This is a genomic window from Pseudomonas graminis, from assembly GCF_004364335.1.
Lineage (GTDB): Bacteria > Pseudomonadota > Gammaproteobacteria > Pseudomonadales > Pseudomonadaceae > Aquipseudomonas > Aquipseudomonas graminis_D.
Genome location: NZ_SOCR01000009.1, coordinates 214,890 through 235,582, shown reverse-complemented (window position 1 = coordinate 235,582; position 20,693 = coordinate 214,890). Strand labels below are relative to the sequence as shown.

19 protein-coding genes are annotated in these 20,693 nt (G+C 62.0%); all 19 read left to right on the top strand.

The window, feature by feature from the left end:
• Positions 1–6: 6 nt before the first annotated feature.
• On the top strand, positions 7–792 hold the full coding sequence (fliR, locus tag EC919_RS18700) for a flagellar biosynthetic protein FliR (protein WP_133775888.1): 786 nt from the start codon (positions 7–9) through the stop codon (positions 790–792).
• A 1-nt stretch (position 793) separates the two neighbouring features.
• Complete coding sequence (gene flhB / locus EC919_RS18695) at positions 794–1,933, top strand: flagellar biosynthesis protein FlhB (protein ID WP_133775887.1); 1,140 nt, start codon at positions 794–796, stop codon at positions 1,931–1,933.
• Between the two features lie 924 nt (positions 1,934–2,857).
• Positions 2,858–3,433, top strand: coding sequence for a sigma-70 family RNA polymerase sigma factor (locus EC919_RS18690; protein ID WP_208294995.1), 576 nt, complete (start codon positions 2,858–2,860; stop codon positions 3,431–3,433).
• On the top strand, positions 3,430–4,143 hold the full coding sequence (locus tag EC919_RS18685) for an anti-sigma factor (protein WP_133775886.1): 714 nt from the start codon (positions 3,430–3,432) through the stop codon (positions 4,141–4,143). The genes EC919_RS18690 and EC919_RS18685 overlap by 4 nt, the downstream gene beginning before the upstream one ends.
• Positions 4,144–4,217: 74 nt before the next feature.
• Positions 4,218–4,775, top strand: a complete 558-nt coding sequence (locus EC919_RS18680) for a fasciclin domain-containing protein (protein WP_133775885.1) — start codon at positions 4,218–4,220, stop codon at positions 4,773–4,775.
• Between the two features lie 235 nt (positions 4,776–5,010).
• Positions 5,011–5,553, top strand: coding sequence for a DUF3455 domain-containing protein (locus tag EC919_RS18675; protein ID WP_133775884.1), 543 nt, complete (start codon positions 5,011–5,013; stop codon positions 5,551–5,553).
• A gap of 111 nt (positions 5,554–5,664) precedes the next feature.
• Positions 5,665–6,228 (top strand): sigma-70 family RNA polymerase sigma factor, encoded by a 564-nt coding sequence (locus EC919_RS18670; RefSeq protein ID WP_133775883.1) that lies wholly within the window; start codon positions 5,665–5,667, stop codon positions 6,226–6,228.
• Positions 6,225–6,956 carry an anti-sigma factor gene (locus tag EC919_RS18665; protein WP_133775882.1) on the top strand — a complete coding sequence of 244 codons (732 nt, stop codon included), beginning with the start codon at positions 6,225–6,227 and terminating at the stop codon, positions 6,954–6,956. Before EC919_RS18670 ends, EC919_RS18665 begins: the two co-directional genes overlap by 4 nt.
• Before the next feature lie 644 nt (positions 6,957–7,600).
• Entirely contained in the window at positions 7,601–9,730 is a 2,130-nt protein-coding gene (gene flhA / locus EC919_RS18660; protein ID WP_133775881.1) for a flagellar biosynthesis protein FlhA, read from the top strand.
• 11 nt (positions 9,731–9,741) lie between these two features.
• Complete coding sequence (gene flhF, locus EC919_RS18655; protein WP_074892898.1) at positions 9,742–11,085, top strand: flagellar biosynthesis protein FlhF; 1,344 nt, start codon at positions 9,742–9,744, stop codon at positions 11,083–11,085.
• Between the two features lie 118 nt (positions 11,086–11,203).
• A complete protein-coding gene (gene fleN, locus EC919_RS18650; RefSeq protein WP_074892896.1) occupies positions 11,204–12,037 on the top strand; it encodes a flagellar synthesis regulator FleN in 834 nt (277 codons plus the stop codon).
• Positions 12,034–12,777, top strand: a complete 744-nt coding sequence (gene fliA, locus EC919_RS18645) for an RNA polymerase sigma factor FliA (protein ID WP_122536797.1) — start codon at positions 12,034–12,036, stop codon at positions 12,775–12,777. The genes fleN and fliA overlap by 4 nt, the downstream gene beginning before the upstream one ends.
• Before the next feature lie 244 nt (positions 12,778–13,021).
• On the top strand, positions 13,022–13,396 hold the full coding sequence (locus tag EC919_RS18640) for a chemotaxis response regulator CheY (RefSeq protein ID WP_172612850.1): 375 nt from the start codon (positions 13,022–13,024) through the stop codon (positions 13,394–13,396).
• Positions 13,397–13,415: 19 nt separating this feature from the next.
• Positions 13,416–14,204: a protein phosphatase CheZ gene (locus tag EC919_RS18635; RefSeq protein ID WP_133775880.1), complete on the top strand. Its 789-nt coding sequence runs from the start codon at positions 13,416–13,418 to the stop codon at positions 14,202–14,204.
• 144 nt (positions 14,205–14,348) lie between these two features.
• Positions 14,349–16,670 carry a chemotaxis protein CheA gene (locus tag EC919_RS18630; RefSeq protein ID WP_133775879.1) on the top strand — a complete coding sequence of 774 codons (2,322 nt, stop codon included), beginning with the start codon at positions 14,349–14,351 and terminating at the stop codon, positions 16,668–16,670.
• A 305-nt stretch (positions 16,671–16,975) separates the two neighbouring features.
• Positions 16,976–18,127, top strand: a complete 1,152-nt coding sequence (locus tag EC919_RS18625; protein ID WP_133775878.1) for a protein-glutamate methylesterase/protein-glutamine glutaminase — start codon at positions 16,976–16,978, stop codon at positions 18,125–18,127.
• Positions 18,127–18,867 carry a flagellar motor protein gene (locus EC919_RS18620; RefSeq protein WP_133775877.1) on the top strand — a complete coding sequence of 247 codons (741 nt, stop codon included), beginning with the start codon at positions 18,127–18,129 and terminating at the stop codon, positions 18,865–18,867. The genes EC919_RS18625 and EC919_RS18620 overlap by 1 nt, the downstream gene beginning before the upstream one ends.
• Positions 18,868–18,874: 7 nt before the next feature.
• Complete coding sequence (gene motD, locus EC919_RS18615; protein WP_133775876.1) at positions 18,875–19,756, top strand: flagellar motor protein MotD; 882 nt, start codon at positions 18,875–18,877, stop codon at positions 19,754–19,756.
• Positions 19,757–19,793: 37 nt separating this feature from the next.
• Complete coding sequence (locus EC919_RS18610; RefSeq protein WP_133775875.1) at positions 19,794–20,582, top strand: ParA family protein; 789 nt, start codon at positions 19,794–19,796, stop codon at positions 20,580–20,582.
• Positions 20,583–20,693: the final 111 nt, after the last annotated feature.

The following is a 20,693-nucleotide window of genomic DNA, read 5'->3' as shown; positions in this document are numbered from 1 at the left end:
CCCTCGATGCAACCTTTGCTGGCGTTGACCGACACGCAGATCAGCACCTGGGTGGCGGCGTTCATGCTGCCGCTGTTTCGCATCGGCGCCCTGCTAATGACCATGCCGATGATCGGGACCGCGCTGGTGCCCAAGCGCGTGCGGCTTTATCTGGCGCTGGCGATCACCGTCGTGGTTGCGCCAAGCCTGCCACCGATGCCCGCCGTGAGTGCCCTCGACCTCAGCGGTCTGCTGCTGATCGCGCAGCAGATCATCATTGGCGCCGGGCTCGGCCTGTCGCTGCAGCTGTTTTTCCAGGCGTTCGTGATCGCCGGACAGATCATCGGGATTCAGATGGGCATGGGCTTCGCGTCCATGGTCGACCCGGTCAACGGCGTATCGATCGCGACGGTCGGGCAGTTCTTCACCATGCTTGTGACCCTGCTGTTCCTCGCCATGAACGCCCACCTGGTGGTGTTCGAAATCCTCATTGAAAGTTTCACCACCTTGCCGGTGGGGCAGGGCCTTGGTACCGCTGACATCTGGTTGTTGGTGATGCGTCTGGGCTGGGTGCTCGGCGCGGCGCTGGTGCTGGTGCTGCCGGCCGTCGCCGCGCTGCTGGTGGTCAACATCGCCATGGGCGTGATGACCCGGGCGGCGCCGCAGCTGAACATCTTCTCCATCGGTTTTCCGCTGACGCTGGTGCTGGGCATGGTGATTCTGTGGATCACCCTCGGCGACATTCTCAATCAATACCAACCGCTGGCGGTCGACGCCTTGCAGTTGCTCAGAGACCTGGTCAAGGCGCGCTGACATGGCCGAAAGCGAGAGTGGTCAGGACAAGACAGAAGACCCCACGGACAAACGCAAACGCGACGCCCGGGAGAAGGGCGAGATCGCCCGCTCCAAGGAGCTGAACACGGTTGTGGTGATGATTGTCGGGGCTGCGGGGCTGCTGGCGTTCGGCGGTTCCATGGCGGAAATGATGATGCAGTTGATGCGCGACAATTTCACCATCACCCGTGAGGCGATTCTCGACGAGCGCAGCATGGCGATCATGCTGATGGCTTCGGGCAAGGCGGCGTTGCTGTCGGTGCAGCCGATTCTGCTGGCGTTGACCGTGGCGGCGTTCGTCGGCCCCATTTCCCTCGGCGGCTGGCTGTTTGCCGCAGGCTCCCTGGCCCCCAAGTTCAGCCGCATGAACCCGGCCGCCGGCATCAAGCGGATGTTCTCGCCCAAGGCGCTGATCGAGCTGTTGAAGTCGCTGGCCAAGTTTTTGATTGTGCTGGCGGTGGCGCTGGTGGTGCTGATGAAGGACAAGGGCGACCTGGTGTCCATCGCCCATGAGCCGCTGGAAATGGCGGTGGTGCACAGTTTGCAGTTGGTGGGGTGGAGCACGCTGTGGATGGCGCTGGGTCTTTTGATCATCGCGGCGATCGATGTGCCGGTGCAGTTGTGGGAGTCCCACAAGAAGCTGCTGATGACCAAGCAGGAGGTGCGCGATGAGCACAAGGACAGTGAGGGGCGGCCGGAGGTCAAGCAGCGGATTCGTCAGTTGCAGCGGGATATGTCGCAGCGGCGGATGATGGCGGCGATTCCCGAGGCGGATGTGATTATCACGAACCCGACGCATTATGCGGTGGCGTTGAAGTATGACGCGGAGCGGGGCGGGGCGCCGATTCTGTTGGCCAAGGGCAGTGATTTCATGGCGCTGAAGATTCGGGAGATTGCGGCGCAGCATGAGATTTTGTTGTTGCAGTCGCCGGCGCTGGCGCGGTCGATTTATTACAGCACGGAGTTGGATCAGGAGATTCCGGCGGGGCTGTATCTGGCGGTGGCGCAGGTGTTGGCGTATGTGTATCAAATTCGGCAGTATCGGGCGGGGCGTGGGAAGCGGCCTGATCCGCTGAGGGATAATTTGCCGATTCCGCCGGATTTGAGGCGGGATTCGTAGGGCTTCTAGTTCGTTGAGATCAAGATCAGGATCAAGAGCGTCTGCCTGGGGGCAGACTGTTTCGCCTTCGGCGAGTTACTTGGAAAAGCACCCCAAGTAACCAAGGGTGCTTGCTCCTGGTTGGGCCCGACTTCGTCGGGTTCCTTCACTCCGGTCTCGCTCCGTGGGCCCGCGCCGAACGGACATCCCTGTCCTGACGGCGCTCTCGCCGCATCCATGCGGCTCGGCCCACTGCGCAAGACCTGCGTTCAGCCTGCACCCAAGTCGCGATTGGCGGTGACTGGACTTTTTGTGTACGAAGATCAAAAGCGCTGCGCAGATCAAAAGCTTCCCGGCTGAAGCCGGTCCTACTGACTGTATGCAGTCCACACTGTAGGAGCCGGCTTGCTGGCGAACGCTGTGGGTCAGATATGCAGACGTCGGCTGGCAACCTGCATTCGCCAGCGAGCCGGCTCCTACGGTTAAATCGCGTTCACCCAGTGGGACCGGTTTTACTGATCGATCCCTCGCGGAGCGTGGAAAGGATCAACTGACACACCGCGCACCCCCTAGGACCGGCTTTAGCCGGGAAGCTTCTGCCTCTGCTTCTGCTTTTGATCTTCTACGCGGTAGTCCAGGCACCACAAAACGCGACTTGGGTGCAGGCCGAACGCAGACGACGCGCAGTGGGCCGAGCCGCATGGATGCGGCGAGAGCTGCCCCCCGCCATGGATGGCGGATGGCAGCGGGCTCCACGGAGCGAGACCGGAGTGAAGGAACCCTGAGGAACGAAGGGCCCAACCGAGAGCAGGCACCCTTGGTTACTTGGGGTGCTTTTCCAAGTAACTCGCCGAAGGCGAAACGGTCTGCCCCCAGGCAGACGCTCTTGATCTTCTCTCAGCAGCACCGCTAGAGTGGCCGCAGTCCCTCTCAAGGCCTCGCCACTTGACCATTCGATCGAATGCAGCGCAATCCACTGACGCTCAGTCCAGCGCCGAGGCATTGAATGTCCTGATGCAGTCCTGCGGGAAAGGGGATCGGCTGGCGTTCGAGGCGATGTATCACGCCACGTCGGCCAGGCTGTTCGGGATCTGCCTGCACTATTCCGGCAATCGGGCCGAGGCTGAAGAAGTCCTGCAGGAGGTGTACATCATGGCGTGGCTGAAGGCCTCTCGCTTCGATCCGCAACTGGCCAGCGCCATGACCTGGCTGGCGACCATGGCGCGCAACAAAGCCATTGACCGGCGCAGGGCCCGTCGCCCTCACGACCCTCTCGAAACCCTCCCCGAACTATCCACGCAGGACCCTATCCCGGATTCCCTTGAGCGCGAGCAGCAGGGCAGTCGGTTGGACCGCTGCCTGGAAACCCTGGAAGAAGCGCAGCAACGCTATATCCGCGTCGCGTTCTTCGAAGGTTACTCGTATGCCGAGCTCGCCGAGCGCCACGGCATTGCGCTGGGGACGATGAAAAGCTGGATTCGTCGCGGATTGCTTCGACTGCGCTTGTGCCTTGGCCTATGAACGAGCATCCCCTGCCTCCCGACGAGACCCCGGACCTGCTGATCGCGGAGTACGCGCTTGGCGTGCTCGACCGCGAAGAGCGTGATCGGGTGGAGGCGATGATCGCACGGGACGCTCGTCATCAACGCGCCGTGGCGCAATGGCAGGCGCAGTTCGCCGAGTGGCTCGGCCAAGTGCCCGCGTCCAGCCCTCCGGCGGCTACCTGGCGCAGGATTGAGCAGCGGTTGTTTGCGGGGTCCAGTCATCCGCCGTCACGGGCGTCAGGCTGGTGGAACAACCTCGGGCTCTGGCGGTGGACGACAGCCGCGCTGGCCGTCGGGTTGCTGGCCTCGGTGCTGACTCTTCAGCAGCCTGGTTCGGCGCCCATATCGGGGCCGGCATTGTTGGCGCGTCTTGAGCAGAGCGACGGCACTACGCTGTTTGCCGCGACGATCAATCCGGGCAGCCGGAGCGTGCTGTTCGTCAACACGGGCCGCGCTGACTGGCCGGGCAAGAGTGCCGAGGCGTGGGTGATCGCCGCCGATGGCAAACCCCGATCGCTTGGCGTGCTGCCGGCCAATGCTTCGGCGACGCTAAGCGTAACGCCGCAACTGGCTGACCTGCTCGCCAGCGGCGCAGTGCTCGCGGTCACGCTTGAGCCGTTGAACGGGTCTCCGAACGGGCAGCCCACCGGACCGGTCGTCGCCCAGGGAAAAATATCTTCACTGTGATGCATCCGTTCTGGCCGCTGCTCCGTATATCCCTCACCTTCATCCGAAGGACCGAAGAATCTAGGAGAAGTACCATGTTGACCATTGCCAAACGCATTGCCGCTGCCTCCTTCGCTGCCCTCTGCCTCGCTGCATCGCCTGGTTTTGCCGCCGACACCGTCATGGTCGGTGGGGCCGCCATGTACCCGACCAAGACCATCGTCGAGAACGCCGTCAACTCCAAGGACCACACGACCCTGGTGGCGGCGGTCAAAGCCGCAGGTCTCGTGGACACACTGAACAGCAAAGGCCCGTTCACCGTGTTCGCTCCCACCAACGAAGCCTTCGCCAAACTGCCGGCCGGTACCGTCGATACCTTGGTCAAGCCTGAGAACAAAGCGGACCTGACCAAAATTCTGACGTATCACGTCGTTGCCGGTACCCACACCGCCAAACAATTGATGGCGGACGCCAAAATGAACGGCGGCAAGGTGATGCTGAAAACCGTACAGGGCGAATCCCTCACCGTCATGCCCCATGACGGCAAGCTGTGGGTGATGGACGCCAAAGGCGGTAAAAGCGCGGTCAGCATCGCGGACGTGATGCAGTCGAACGGCGTCATCCACGTGGTCGACTCGGTGCTGATGCCGTAAACCACTGGCGTCATCGCTGCTACACCCGGTGGACATCAGCCCTGTCCACCGGGTCCGGCGCCTGACCTGGCGACTGACGCCATGTCGAGCAACGGACTCCCTCTGCTCATCCTCCCGTACCGCTGCTATTCCCCGCGCACGTTTATTTTCAAATCCCTGCATCCAGTTCGTTCTCCCCCGGGTAGTACAAGCAGTAGCGATGGCTGCTGACCTGTTTATCTAATGGAGAGATGGCATGAACACTAAAAAATGGCTGGGCACGTTCGGTGTTTCATTGGCAGCCACTTGCCTGCTGGCCACAGCGCCGGCGTCTTACGCGCAGATGGCGTTGCCTGACGCGGTGAAAGTTCCGGACGGTCACAAGATCGCGATGGAAACCGTGGGCGTGGGCGAGATCACCTATGAGTGCCGCGACAAGCCCAACGCCGCTGGCCAGACCGAGTGGACATTCGTCGGCCCCAAAGCGGTGTTGAATGATCGCAGCGGCAAACAGGTCGGCACGTACTTCGGCCCGCCCGCCACCTGGCAGGCGGCTGACGGTTCGAAGATCACCGGTACGCAACTCGCCGTGGCCCCCGCCGGCACGGGCGATATTCCGTATCAGCTGGTGAAAGCCAACCCTGCGGAAGGCAAGGGTGCGATGAGCAACGTCAGTTACATCCAGCGGGTGGCGACCAAAGGCGGTGTGGCGCCGAAGATGGAGTGCTCGACGGCGACCAAGGGCAAGCAAGAAATCGTGAAATATCAGGCGGACTATATTTTCTGGGCCGCCAAGTAGACCAACGTCCCACGTCATGCCGTGTCTCTGACACACAAAGTCATCTACGCTGCACCGACGCAACCCCGGCCTTTGGGTCGGGGTATTTCTTTTCGTTGGCGGTTGAACATTTTGTCCCTACCTGAAGACTGTTTTGACTACGAAGCCTGTCTGGCCGCCTGCGCTCGAGGCGAGCGGCGGGCCTTGCACGACCTCTACACCCAGGAAAGCGCCCGTCTGCTCGGCGTCGCCAAGCGGATCGCCCGCAGCGACGCGCTGGCCGAGGACATCGTGCACGACGCCTTTATCAAAATCTGGACCCGCGCCGGCAGTTTCGACCCGGCGCGAGGCACCGCCCGTGGCTGGATCTTCAGCGTGACCCGGCACCTGGCGCTGAACTTCATGCGTGATAACGCGCACACCCTTGAGGTCAGCGAACAGAGCGAAAGCGCCGTGCTGGCCGAGGCTGCACTGGACGTTGCAACCGAAGTCGACAGCTTTGAATACCGCGCCCGCTCGGGGCGTATCTATGGGTGCCTGGAGCAGCTCGAACCGGCGCGTCGCAACTGCATTCTTCATGCGTACGTCGATGGCTACTCGCACTCGGAGATCTCGCAGAAAGTGGGCGCGCCGCTGGGCACGGTGAAAGCCTGGATCAAACGCAGTCTGGTGGCATTGCGGGAGTGCATGGGATGACAGGCTATCCGTCGAAAGACAGCGCCGATGAAATGGACGCACTGGCCAGCGAGTACGTGTTAGGCACACTGCCGGCCGAGCAACGACTCGACGTGCAGAACCGCCTCGCCACCGATGCCGATTTGCGTGCAGCCGTGGACGCCTGGGAAGGGCGCCTGCTGACCTTGACCGAACTCGCCGAACCACAGACCCCAAGTCCGCAGCTGTGGGGACGGATCGAGCGCAGCGTCAGCAGCCACGACCGCCAGACTCCCGTCAAGGCTGCGGCCGGGAAGTCGCACTCATGGTGGGATCTTCTGCCGTTGTGGCGCGGACTGGCGGGCGCCGGTCTTTTTGCCACGCTGCTGCTGGCCACCCTGCTGGCGACCCGGACAACACCGGTAAACCCCACGACCTACCTCGTCGTGCTCGTTGCGCCGCAAAACCAGGCCCCCGGCTGGGTGATCCAGGCCAGCAGCCCGGAAGAAATCCAGCTGATACCCCTGGGCGCCGCCCCAGTCCCCACCGACAAAGCCCTGCAGTTCTGGACCAAGGCCGACGGCTGGCAGGGCCCCGTGTCCCTGGGCCTGGTCAAACCCGGCCAGACCCTCTCCGTCCCCGTAAACAAACTGCCGCCGCTGCAACCCAACCAACTCTTCGAACTCACCCTCGAAAACCCCACCGGCTCCCCGACCGGCAAGCCCACCGGGCCGATTCAATTCATCGGGCGAGCGGTGAAAGTGATCTGAATCCACCGCCCTTGATCAGAGGACGCGAAGCGTCGTGGGCGGCATTCCCACGCAGAGTGTGGGAACGATCAAACCCAGGGTGTCAGGGAATTGAAATGCAGCCGAACCACCGCGTTCGCGGGCAAGCGCGCTCCTACAGGGGAATGCATTCAGCCAGTAAATGTCAGCGTCTGAACGGGCCTCTTCCCGGCTAAAGCCGGTCCTGCTAAGCGTAAGCGCGCTTTTGATCTTCGAACACAAAAAGTCCAGACACCGCCAATCGCGACTTGGGTGCAGGCCGAATGCAGACGACGCGCAGTGGGCCGAGCCGCAGGGATGCGGCGAGAGCGCCGTCAGGACATGGATGTCCGTTCGGCGCGGGCCCACGGAGCGTCGTCGGAGTGAGGGAACCCGACGAAGTCGGGCCAAACCGAGAGCAAGCACCCTTGGTTACTTGGGGTGCTTTTCCAAGTAACTCGCCGAAGGCGAAACATCTGCCCCCAGGCAGATGCCCTTGACCTTGATTCACCTGACGCAAATCCCAAATCTGAATACTGGCACTCTGATATTTTCAACCCGCTGCCAAATGTTGGACCCCTTCTTGCAATAACCCCGATACAACGCTTCGGCGTCAAAAGATTGATTTAACGCGCAGGTGCCCATCGGTGGAACGCTCTCAGATAATCTCCCACGCCAGAACCGGATTGATCGGCCTGGGCCGTGGCCAACTCGGCGTACCGCTGCTGCTCCTCGTCATGCTCGCCATGATGATGCTGCCCATGCCGCCGTTCCTTCTGGACGTCTTCTTCACCTTCAACATCGCCCTGTCCATCGTCGTCCTGCTCGTCTGTATCTACGCCCTGCGGCCCCTCGACTTCTCCGTCTTCCCGACCATCCTCCTCGTCGCCACCCTGTTGCGACTGGCCCTCAACGTCGCCTCCACCCGCGTCGTCATGCTCCACGGCCAGGACGGCCACGCTGCCGCCGGTAAAGTCATCCAGGCGTTCGGTGAAGTCGTCATCGGCGGCAACTACGTCGTCGGTATCGTCGTCTTCGCCATCCTCATGATCATCAACTTCGTCGTGGTGACCAAAGGTGCCGGCCGCATCTCCGAAGTCAGCGCACGCTTCACCCTCGACGCCATGCCCGGCAAACAGATGGCCATCGACGCCGACCTCAACGCCGGCCTCATCGACCAGCCCGAAGCCAAGCGTCGTCGTCTTGAAGTCGCCCAGGAGGCCGAGTTCTACGGCTCGATGGACGGTGCCAGCAAATTCGTCCGCGGTGACGCCATCGCCGGCCTGCTGATTCTTTTCATCAACCTCATCGGCGGCATGCTGGTGGGTATCCTGCAACACGGCATGAGCTTCGGCGACGCCGGCAAGGTCTACGCGCTGCTGACCATCGGTGACGGTTTGGTGGCGCAATTGCCATCACTGCTGCTGTCCACTGCGGCTGCGATCATGGTGACCCGTGCGTCCGGTTCGGAAGAAATGGGCAAACTGGTGGGCCGCCAGATGTTCGCCTCCCACAAGGCCCTCGCGGTATCGGCCGGCATCATGATTGTCATGGGCCTGGTCCCGGGCATGCCGCACTTCTCCTTCATCAGCCTCGGTCTGGTGGCTGCTGGCGGCGCCTACCTGCTGTGGAAGAAACAGAACCAGGTCAAGCTGGCCGCCGTGCAAGAGGTCAAGCGTCAGCAAGAGCTGCTGCCATCGCCGACCCGCGCGCAGGAATCCAAGGAACTGGGCTGGGACGATGTCACGCCGATTGACATGATCGGCCTGGAAGTCGGCTACCGCCTGATTCCGCTGGTGGACCGCAATCAGGGTGGGCAATTGCTGGCGCGGATCAAGGGCGTGCGCAAGAAGCTCTCCCAGGAGTTGGGCTTCCTGATGCCGACCGTGCACATCCGCGACAACCTCGACCTGGCGCCCAGCGCCTACCGCCTGACGCTGATGGGCGTGACCCTGGCCGAAGCCGAGATCTACCCCGACCGCGAACTGGCCATCAACCCCGGCCAGGTATTTGGCAGCCTCAACGGCATCACTGCCAAAGACCCGGCGTTTGGTCTGGAGGCCGTGTGGATCGAAATCAGCCAGCGCGCCCAGGCGCAATCCCTCGGGTACACCGTGGTAGACGCCAGTACCGTGGTGGCGACGCACTTGAACCAGATTCTCTACAAGCACTCTCATGAACTGATCGGCCACGAGGAAGTCCAGCAATTGATGACCCTGCTGGCCAAGGGATCGCCAAAACTGGCGGAAGAACTGGTCCCGGGCGTGCTGTCGCTGTCGGCCCTGCTCAAGGTGCTGCAGGCGCTGCTCGCCGAACAGGTGCCGGTTCGCGATATCCGCTCCATCGCCGAAGCCATCGCCAACAACGCTGCGCGTAGTCAAGATACCGCCGCGCTGGTGGCTGCCGTACGGGTCGGGTTGTCCCGCGCAATCGTCCAAAGCATTGTCGGCATTGAGCCGGAGCTGCCTGTGATCACCCTTGAGCCAAGGTTGGAACAGATATTGCTAAATAGTCTGCAGAAGGCAGGTCAGGGTCAGGAAGAAGGCGTTCTCCTCGAACCGAGCATGGCTGAGAAACTTCAGCGCTCGTTGATCGAAGCGGCGCAGCGTCAGGAGATGCAGGGGCAGCCGGTTATTTTGTTGGTCGCAGGTCCGGTTCGCGCCATGTTGTCCCGCTTTGGACGGTTGGCTGTACCGAATATGCATGTTTTGGCTTACCAGGAAATTCCTGACAATAAGCAAGTCACCATCGTAGCGACTGTCGGGCCTAACGGCTGAGGTAGTGAGTCATGCAAGTTAAGCGTTTTTTCGCCGCCGATATGCGACAAGCCATGAAACTGGTTCGCGATGAGCTGGGCGCTGAAGCCGCCATCATCGGGAACCGGCGGATCGCCGGCGGCGTGGAACTGACCGCCGCCCTGGACTACAAGTTGTCTGCGCTGGCCCCGCGTGTGCCGAACATTGAACTCGAAGAAGAGCTGCGCAAGACCCAGTCGCGCATCGTTACCGCTCAGGCTGAGCTGACCCACCGCAGCGAGCTGGACACTGTCGCCAATCGCCAGTTGTTCGTTGGCCTGGCGATGGATGACAGCAAGCAGATCGAGCCGACGCTGGAAGAACCGTTCCGCCCGTCGATCCACGCCGCTGTGGCCGCCGAGCGTGCCGAGCGCAACGCCGAGCCGGCTGTTGGCGATCGTGCTTACGAAGCGATGCGCTCCGAATTGAACGGCCTGCGTGAACTGCTGGAAGTGCAGCTGGGCTCGCTGGCCTGGAATCAACTGCAAGGCAGCCGTCCGCAGCAGGCCAATCTGTGGCGCCGTCTGCAACGCGTTGGTCTCTCCGGCCCGCTGTCCCGCGATCTGCTGGCGATGGTGCCGGAATCCGGCGATCAGGCCCACACCTGGCGCATGCTGCTGGCCCATCTGGCCCGCATGATTGCCACCCCGGACGTCGAGCCGCTGGAAGAGGGCGGTGTGATTGCCATGGTCGGTCCTGCCGGCATGGGCAAAACCACCACGCTGGCTAAACTGGCGGCCCGATATGTGTTGAAATACGGCGCGCAAAATATCGCGCTGGTGAGCATGGACAGTTTCCGCATTGGCGCTCAGGAGCAGCTGAAAACCTTGGGCCGGATCCTCAATGTACCGGTTACCCACGTCGACCCGGGCCAGTCCCTGGCACAGGCGCTGGAGCCGCTGTTGCGCAAGCGCGTGGTGTTGATCGACACCGCCGGCCTGCAAGCCAGCGATCCGGCACTGCGTCTGCAACTGGAAACCCTCGCCGGCCGTGGCATCAAGGCGCGCAACTACCTGGTGCTGGCGACAACCAGCCAGAAGCAGGTGCTGTCAGCGGCCTACCACAGTTACAAACGTTGCGGCCTGGCCGGGTGCATCCTGACCAAGCTCGACGAAACGGCCAGCCTGGGCGAAGTGCTCAGCCTGGCCGTGACACACGAACTGCCTGTGGCCTATCTCACCGATGGCCCACGGATACCGGATGATCTGCATTTGCCGCGTCGGCACCAATTGGTGAGCCGGGCTGTCAGCGTGCAGATGCAGGAGGAGCCAAGCGAGGAAGCGATGGCGGATATGTTTGCGGATCTTTATCACAGCACCGGCAAGCGCGCGGGCTAGGTGAAGAAAATGACAGTGGAATTTTCCTGCATCGATGGTCTGCCAGGCATTGTTCAGGCACTGAACGTGCAGCCCGACATGTGGCTTAGGTCTAAGCAAGACAAGGTAAACAATTAACATGGGCAGCATGCATCCCGTACAGGTTATCGCGGTGACCGGTGGCAAAGGTGGCGTAGGCAAGACCAACGTTTCAGTGAATCTTTCACTGGCACTGGCCGAGCTGGGACGTCGCGTCATGCTCCTGGACGCCGATCTGGGTCTGGCCAACGTCGACGTATTGTTGGGTCTGACCCCCAAACGCACCCTGGCTGATGTCATGGAAGGGCGGTGCGAGCTGCGCGATGTCCTGCTGCAAGGCCCGGGCGGCGTACGCATCGTGCCGGCGGCATCGGGCACCCAGAGCATGGTCCACCTGACCCCGGCGCAGCATGCCGGGCTGATTCAGGCGTTCAGTGACATCGGCGACAACCTCGATGTGCTGGTCATCGATACCGCCGCCGGCATCGGCGAGTCGGTGGTGAGCTTTGTCCGCGCCGCCCAGGAAGTGCTGCTGGTGGTGTGCGACGAGCCCACGTCGATCACCGACGCCTACGCCCTGATCAAATTGCTCAACCGCGATTACGGCATGAACCGCTTCCGCGTCCTGGCCAACATGGCCCAGAGCCCGCAGGAAGGGCGCAACCTCTTCGCCAAGCTGACCAAAGTCACCGACCGTTTTCTCGACGTGGCCCTGCAGTATGTAGGCGCCGTGCCGTACGACGAATGCGTACGCAAGGCCGTGCAGAAACAGCGCGCCGTGTACGAAGCGTTTCCGCGTTCCAAATGTGCCCTGGCGTTCAAGGCCATCGCGCAGAAAGTCGACACCTGGCCGCTGCCGGCGAACCCGCGCGGTCACCTGGAATTTTTCGTAGAACGCCTCGTGCATCACACCAGCGCAGGGCCCGTCTCATGACAGCAAGTGGCTATCGCATGTACAGCAAATCGTCCAAAGACTCCCAGTATGAGCTGATCGAGCGTTATGCCCCGCTGGTCAAACGAATCGCCTACCACTTGCTGGCGCGTCTGCCGGCCAGCGTGCAGGTCGAGGACTTGATCCAGGCGGGCATGATCGGCTTGCTCGAAGTATCGACCAAATATGACTCCACCAAAGGGGCCAGCTTCGAGACGTACGCGGGTATTCGTATCCGTGGCGCGATGCTCGACGAAGTGCGCAAAGGGGATTGGGCACCGCGCTCGGTTCACCGGAACACGCGCATGGTCAGTGACGCGATTCGATCAATCGAAGCAAAAACCGGCCGTGACGCTAAAGATCACGAGGTTGCTGCCGAACTTGAAATGAGTCTCGACGATTATTACGGGATTTTGAACGATACCCTGGGCAGCCGCCTGTTCAGTTTCGACGACCTGTTGCAGGACGGCGAACACGAAGGGCTGCACGAGGACGGCGCGAGCCAGTCCCTCGAACCGTCGCGGGATCTGGAAGACGAGCGCTTCCAGGCTGCGCTGGCCGAGGCCATTGCCAACTTGCCCGAACGTGAACGCCTGGTGTTGTCGCTGTACTACGACGAAGAGCTGAACCTCAAGGAAATCGGTGAGGTCCTGGGTGTCAGCGAGTCGCGGGTCAGCCAGTTGCACAGCCAATGCGCGGCGCGGTTGCGCGGTCGTCTTGGCGAGTGGCGCGCACGTTCATGAATCAGGCGCAGGCCGCAGGGCCTGCGTGTTTTGCTTGTAAGACCGGCTGTGCAAGACGTTGAGCGGGAAGCAGAAGAGACACGGCAGGAGTCGGTCGAACCGGGTCGTAGATGATCCGGTTTCGCTGCGCTCGTTCCGGTCGATCAAAACCCCTCTTCATGTTCGGCACAGCCGGTATTGATTGGACGCGCGTTCAGGTGCTGAACGCGTTAAAGACTGCTTGGAGGTCGAATTGGACAAGAACATGAAAATCCTCATCGTTGATGACTTCTCAACGATGCGGCGGATCATAAAAAACCTGTTGCGTGACCTTGGGTTCACCAACACGGCCGAAGCAGATGACGGACTCACCGCATTGCCGATGCTGCAAAGCGGCGCCTTTGACTTCCTCGTCACCGACTGGAACATGCCTGGCATGTCCGGCATTGACTTGTTGCGTCAGGTGCGTGCCGACGAGCGTCTGCGCAGCCTGCCGGTGCTGATGGTCACTGCCGAAGCCAAGCGCGAGCAGATCATCGAAGCCGCTCAGGCCGGTGTGAACGGCTACGTGGTGAAGCCGTTCACTGCGCAAGTGCTCAAAGAGAAAATCGAAAAGATATTCGAGCGCGTCAATAGCTGATGTCCGCTGCGAGGGCGCTATGGATTCCAAAGATTCGACAATGGGTGACTTTGAGTCAACCCTGAAGAAACACGCACAAGAGCTGGTCGCGAGCCTTGAAAAAGGCAAGTTCGGCGACGCTGTGCAACTGATCCATGAGCTTAACCAGACCCGCGACCGCGGCCTGTATCAGGAAGTCGGCAAACTGACGCGCGAGCTGCACAGCGCGATCGTCAACTTCCAGATCGACCCGAACATGCCGCAGGCCGAGGAGGTCTCCCAGATCACCGACGCCACCGAACGGCTGTCGTACGTGGTCAGGCTGACTGAAAACGCGGCCAACCGGACCATGGACCTGGTGGAGCTGAGTACGCCGTTGATGCACGGGCTCACGGATGATGCCAAGTCGTTGAGCGCCGATTGGGGACGCTTCATGCGCCGCGAAATCAGCGCCGAAGAGTTTCGTGATCTGGCCCGCCGCGTCGATGTGTTTCTGACCCGCAGCGAGAAGGAGACCACCGAAGTCTCCGCGCATCTCAACGACATCCTGCTGGCTCAGGATTACCAGGACCTCACCGGTCAGGTGATCAAACGCGTGACCACGCTGGTCACCGAAGTCGAGCGCAACCTGCTCAAGCTGGTGCTCATGGCAAGCCAGGTGGACCGCTTTGCGGGCATCGAGCACGACCAGGAAGAGTTCCGCCAGCAAAAAGAACAAGAAAAACTTCACTCCAAGGGTGAAGGTCCGCAGATTCATGCCGATAAACGTGAAGACGTTGTATCCGGACAGGATGATGTTGACGATCTGCTATCCAGCCTCGGATTCTGATTCGGTCATTCTTATTCGGACTTCAGGTTTTCTGTGAAAGTGGCTGCTGGACCCGCGCGCCAATGCTTCGACGAAAGCAAGGCGCGCAGGCCGTCAGTGCAGCCCCCGGATCGGTTTGACGGTTAATTTTAGGAGCACCCCCCAATGAGCTTCGGCGCCGATGAAGAAATCCTTCAGGATTTTCTGGTAGAGGCCGGCGAGATTCTCGAGCTGTTGTCAGAGCAGTTGGTCGAGCTGGAAAGCCGGCCGGACGATGCGGACCTGCTCAATGCAATTTTTCGCGGTTTTCACACTGTAAAAGGGGGCGCCGGCTTCCTCCAGCTCAACGAGCTGGTTGAATGCTGTCACATCGCCGAGAACGTGTTCGACATCCTGCGCAAGGGTGAACGCCGCGTCGACTCGGAGCTCATGGACGTGGTGCTCGAAGCACTCGACACCGTCAACAGCATGTTCGGTCAGGTGCGCGAGCGTTCCAGCGTCACCCCGGCCACGCCTGAATTGCTGGCCGCGCTGGCTCGCCTGGCTGAACCGGCATCGGCAGAAGAAGTTGCCGCGGCACCGGTGGTGGTTGAAGAGCCGGTCGCTGAAGCGCCGTCCGAAGACATCACCGACCTTGAATTCGAACAGCTTCTGGATTCGCTGAACGCCGTCAAGGCGCAAGCGGCAGGGGCGCCTGCGCCGGCTGCGGCTGCGGCTGCACCTGCTGCACCGGCACCCGTCGCCGCACCACCGGCGGCCGCGGTTTCCGCTGCACCGGCCGGCACGGCGGCCAGCGATGAAATCACTGACGCCGAATTCGAATCACTCCTCGATCAGTTGCATGGCAAAGGCCAGTTCGCCGTCGACGCCGTGCAACCGCCGGCGGCCGTGACGCCGTCTGCCGCACCGGCCAGTGACGAAATCACTGACGACGAATTCGAGTCGCTGCTGGATCAGTTGCACGGCAAAGGCTCTTTCTCGCCCGATGCCGTTGGCGCTGCTGCTCCTGCTGCCGCTGCACCTGCCGCGCCGGTTGCGCCCGCCGCCCCGTCGAAAGCCGCTGCCTCGGACGAAATCACCGACAACGAATTCGAAGACCTGCTGGATCAGTTGCACGGCAAAGGCAAGTTCGAGCCCGCCGTGGCTGCCGCAGCACCTGCTGCTGCACAGGCGAAGACGCCTGAGCCCGCCGCCAAAGCCGAACCGGCCAAAGCGACGCCTGCTGCTGCGGCCCCGGCCAAAGCGGCTCCTGCTCCTGCTCCTGCTCCTGCCCGCGCTGCTGCTCCGGCGGCCAGCGAAAAGCCGCCGGCCGAAGCGGAAACCACCGTGCGCGTCGACACCGCGCGGCTGGACGAAATCATGAACATGGTCGGCGAACTGGTGCTGGTGCGTAACCGCCTCGTGCGTCTGGGCGCCAACAGCGCCGACGAAGCCATGTCCAAGGCCGTGTCCAACCTGGACGTGGTCACCGCTGACCTGCAGACCGCGGTCATGAAGACCCGCATGCAGCCGATCAAGAAAGTGTTCGGTCGCTTCCCGCGACTGGTTCGCGATCTGGCGCGTCAGCTGAAGAAAGAAATCAGCCTTGAACTGGTGGGTGAAGAGACCGACCTGGACAAGAACCTCGTCGAAGCCCTGGCCGACCCGCTGGTCCACTTGGTGCGCAACGCGGTCGACCACGGTATCGAGTCGCCGGAAGAGCGTGAGGCGTCGGGCAAACCCCGGAACGGTCGTGTGATTCTGGCGGCCGAACAGGAAGGCGATCACATCCTGCTGTCGATTTCCGATGACGGCAAAGGCATGGACCCTGCGGTCCTGCGTGCGATCGCGGTCAAGCGCGGCGTGATGGACAAGGACGCAGCGGATCGCCTTAGCGACACCGACTGCTACAACCTGATCTTCGCGCCGGGCTTCTCGACCAAGACCGAGATTTCCGATGTGTCCGGGCGCGGCGTGGGCATGGACGTGGTGAAAACCAAGATCGCCCAGCTCAACGGCTCGATCAGCATCGATTCTACCAAAGGCCTGGGCTCGAAGATCATCATCAAGGTGCCGCTGACCCTGGCGATCATGCCGACGCTGATGGTCATGCTCGGCAACCAGGCCTTCGCGTTCCCGCTGGTCAACGTCAACGAGATCTTCCACCTGGACCTGTCGACCACCAACGTCGTCGATGGTCAGGAAGTGGTCATCGTGCGCGACAAGGCGCTGCCTCTGTTCTACCTCAAGCGCTGGCTGGTCAGCTCGGCGGCCCACGAGGAGCAGCGCGAGGGTCACGTGGTGATCCTGTCGGTCGGCACGCAACGCATCGGCTTTGTCGTCGATCAGTTGGTGGGCCAGGAAGAAGTGGTGATCAAGCCGCTGGGCAAAATGCTGCAAGGCACGCCGGGCATGTCGGGCGCCACCATCACCGGTGACGGCCGTATCGCACTGATTCTCGATGTGCCGAGCATGCTCAAGCGCTATGCGGCACGACGGATGGGTTAAGCAGGATCGGCTTCGGCAGGGCGGCTTTGCGATGTCTGTAAGGGCCTTGCGATGTTCTGTAGGACCGGCTTTAGCCGGGAAGAGGCCGGTGGGGACACCATGAATTTTGCGGTGTGACAACTGACGCCTTCCCGGCTAAAGCCGGTCCTACAGGTATAGGTCCTACAGGTCCTACAGGTCCCGCGGGTCCTGTTTTAAGCGCGAAAACCGGTCCCACTGGCCTGTCCCGCATCGCCACTGTGACCCAAGCTACGTGATTCAGGGCGCGCCGACCTTCAGGGTGGCGCGCGCTCTTTGGAGTGTTTATGGCAGTCAAGGTTCTCGTCGTGGACGATTCGGGTTTTTTCCGACGTCGTGTCTCGGAAATTCTCTCTTCGGATCCCACGATCCAGGTGGTCGGTACTGCCACCAATGGCAAGGAAGCCATTGAACAAGCCCTGGCCCTCAAGCCCGACGTGATCACCATGGACTACGAAATGCCGATGATGGATGGCATTACCGCGGTCCGTCACATCATGCAGCGCTGCCCGACCCCGGTGTTGATGTTCTCCTCCCTCACCCACGAAGGCGCCCGGGTCACACTCGATGCGCTGGACGCTGGTGCGGTGGATTTCCTGCCGAAAAATTTCGAAGACATCTCGCGCAACCCCGAGAAGGTCAAACAGATGCTGTGCGAGAAGGTACACAGCATCTCCCGCAGCAACCGTCGTTTCAGCGGTTACGGCAGTGCGCCTTCCGCCACCTCGGCACCCGCGTCAACGGCTGCACCCGCTGCGCCGCGCAGCACGTCTGCCGCACCCAGCCCGTCGCGTCCGGCGCCAGCCCCTGCGCCTGCACGTTCAGCCGCGCCGGCGTCCCATCATCACGCGCCAACCTCGGGAGCGCCCAAGCGCAAGGCCTACAAACTGGTCGCGATCGGCACGTCTACCGGTGGCCCGGTGGCCTTGCAGCGGGTGCTCACTCAACTGCCGGCCAACTTCCCCGCGCCCATCGTGCTGATCCAGCACATGCCGGCCGCCTTCACCAAGGCCTTTGCCGAGCGCCTCGACAAGCTGTGCCGCATCAGCGTCAAGGAAGCCGAAGACGGCGACATCCTGCGTCCCGGTCTGGCGCTGCTGGCCCCGGGTGGCAAGCAGATGATGGTTGACGGTCGCGGCGCGGTGAAAATCCTGCCGGGTGATGAGCGCCTGAACTACAAGCCTTGCGTGGACATCACCTTTGGCTCGGCGGCAAAGTCCTACAGCGACAAAGTCCTCGCGGTTGTCCTCACCGGCATGGGCGCCGACGGCCGTGAAGGCGCGCGTCTGCTCAAACAGAGCGGCAGCCAGATCTGGGCGCAGGACGAAGCCAGCTGCGTGATCTACGGCATGCCCATGGCGATCGTCAAAGCCGAGCTGGCCGACGCCGTGTACAGCCTCGACGACATCGGGCGCCACCTGGTGGAGGCCTGTAGCTGATGGATGTCTTGACGCTCATAGGGATCATTCTGGCGTTCGTCGCGATCATCGGCGGCAACTTCCTCGAAGGCGGGCACCTGGGCGCCTTGCTCAATGGCCCGGCCGCGTTGATCGTCCTTGGCGGTACGCTGGCGGCCTGCCTGCTGCAGACGCCCATGAGCGCGTTCAAGCGGGCGATGCAGATTTTCATCTGGATTCTGTTTCCGCCACGCATCGATCTGGCGGGCGGCATTGATCGCGTCGTGTCCTGGAGCCTCACAGCGCGCAAGGAGGGCCTGCTTGGCCTCGAAGCGGTGGCCGATTCGGAACCCGATGCCTATTCGCGCAAAGGCCTGCAACTGTTGGTGGACGGCGCTGAGCCGGCAGCCATTCGCGGCATTCTGGAAGTGGATTTCATCACCCAGGAAAGCCGCGACATCCAGGCCGCTAAAGTCTACGAAAGCATGGGAGGTTACGCGCCAACCGTCGGCATCATCGGCGCGGTCATGGGCCTGATCCACGTAATGGGCAACCTCGCCGATCCCAATCAACTGGGGAGCGGCATTGCGGTGGCGTTCGTGGCGACCATTTATGGCGTTGCCTCCGCCAACCTGATTCTTCTGCCGGTGGCGAACAAGCTCAAGGCTGTGGCGATCCGCCAGTCGCGCTACCGGGAAATGCTCCTTGAAGGCCTGCTATCGATTGCCGAGGGCGAGAACCCGCGTTCGATCGAACTGAAGCTGCAAGGCTTCATGGAGTGATGGACTGATGGCCCGCCGACGTCGCCACGAAGAGCACGAAAATCACGAACGCTGGCTGGTGTCCTACGCGGACTTCATCACCTTGCTGTTCGCTTTTTTCGTGGTCATGTACTCCATCTCGTCGCTCAACGAAGGCAAATACAAGGTGCTGTCCGAGGCACTGGTCGGGGTGTTCAACGAGCCCGAACGCAGCGTCAAGCCGATCCCCATTGGCGAGCAGAAACCCCAGACCGTCCGGCCCGCCGACCCGCTGGTTCAGGACAGCGAGCAGACCGACGCCGCGCTGGGGCAGGCCGCAGACGACCCGCTGAAATCGATTGCCGATGACGTCAACGCGGCGTTCGGCGACCTGATCGCTTCCAAGCAGATGACCGTGCGCGGTAACGAGCTGTGGATCGAGATCGAGCTCAATTCCAGTCTACTGTTCGGCAGCGGCGACGCGATGCCAAGCAATCAGGCGTTCGACTTGATCGACAAGGTCGCGAGGATCATCAAGCCGTTCGACAACCCCGTTCACGTCGAAGGCTTCACGGATAACCAGCCGATCAACACCGGGCAGTTCCCGACCAATTGGGAGCTGTCGTCGGCGCGTTCCTCGAGCATCGTGCGGATGCTGGCCATGGACGGGATCAACCCGGCGCGGCTGGCCTCGGTGGGCTATGGCGAGTTCCAGCCGCTGACCTCCAACGCCACCGCTGACGGCCGCGCGCGAAACCGTCGCGTGGTGCTGGTGATCTCGCGCAACCTGGACGTGCGCCGCAGCCTCACGGGCTCGGGCACCACGGCCAATGCAAAACCCGATGCTGCACTGCGCCGTGCTGGCACACAAACTGCACCGGTCCCGGCCAAGCCGCCGCAAGGCGTCAAATCTTCGTCATCTGCCCCTTAAACCCGGTCGTCGCTTTGGTCGGGGGGAAAACGAGTACATGAGAGTCTGGGCAGTAGCCAATCAGAAAGGCGGGGTCGGCAAGACCACCACCTCCATCGCTTTAGCCGGCTTGCTGGCAGAGGCGGGCAAGCGCGTGGTCGTGGTGGACCTCGATCCCCATGGCTCGATGACCAGCTATTTCGGGCACAACCCCGATGCCCTGGAGCACAGCACGTTCGACCTGTTCCTCAACAAGGGCGTGGTGCCGGACGGTTTGCCGGGGCAACTGTTGCTGCCGACCAGCGACAAACGCATTTCGCTGCTGCCGTCGAGCACCGCCCTGGCCACCCTGGAGCGCCAGTCGCCGGGGCAGAGCGGCCTGGGTCTGGTGATTGCCAAGAGTCTGGCGCAGCTGTGGCAAGACTTCGATTACGCGATCATCGACAGCCCGCCACTGCTTGGCGTGTTGATGGTCAACGCCCTGGCGGCGAGCCAGCAACTGGCGATCCCGGTGCAGACCGAATTCCTCGCGGTGAAGGGCCTGGAGCGCATGGTCAACACGCTGGCGATGATCAACCGCTCGCGCAAGGTGCCGCTGCCGTACACCATCGTGCCGACGCTGTTTGACCGCCGTACCCAGGCGTCGATGAGCACCCTCAAGCTGCTGCGCGACAGTTACCCGGAACACGTCTGGAATGCGTTCATCCCGGTGGACACGCGCCTGCGCGATGCAAGCCGCGCGGGCGTAACGCCGTCACAGTTCGACAACAAGAGCCGTGGCGTGCTGGCCTACCGCGCGTTGCTCAAGCACATGCTCACCGAACAGCTTGTCGGGCAGGTGGCCTGAGTGGCCGCTGATCGTTATTTGTCGAGCGGCGCGCCTGCACGCTCAAGTCCATCGGCTATGCAGCCGATATCTGTTTCAGGCGGTAATCGCATCACTACTTTTCGGGCTCCT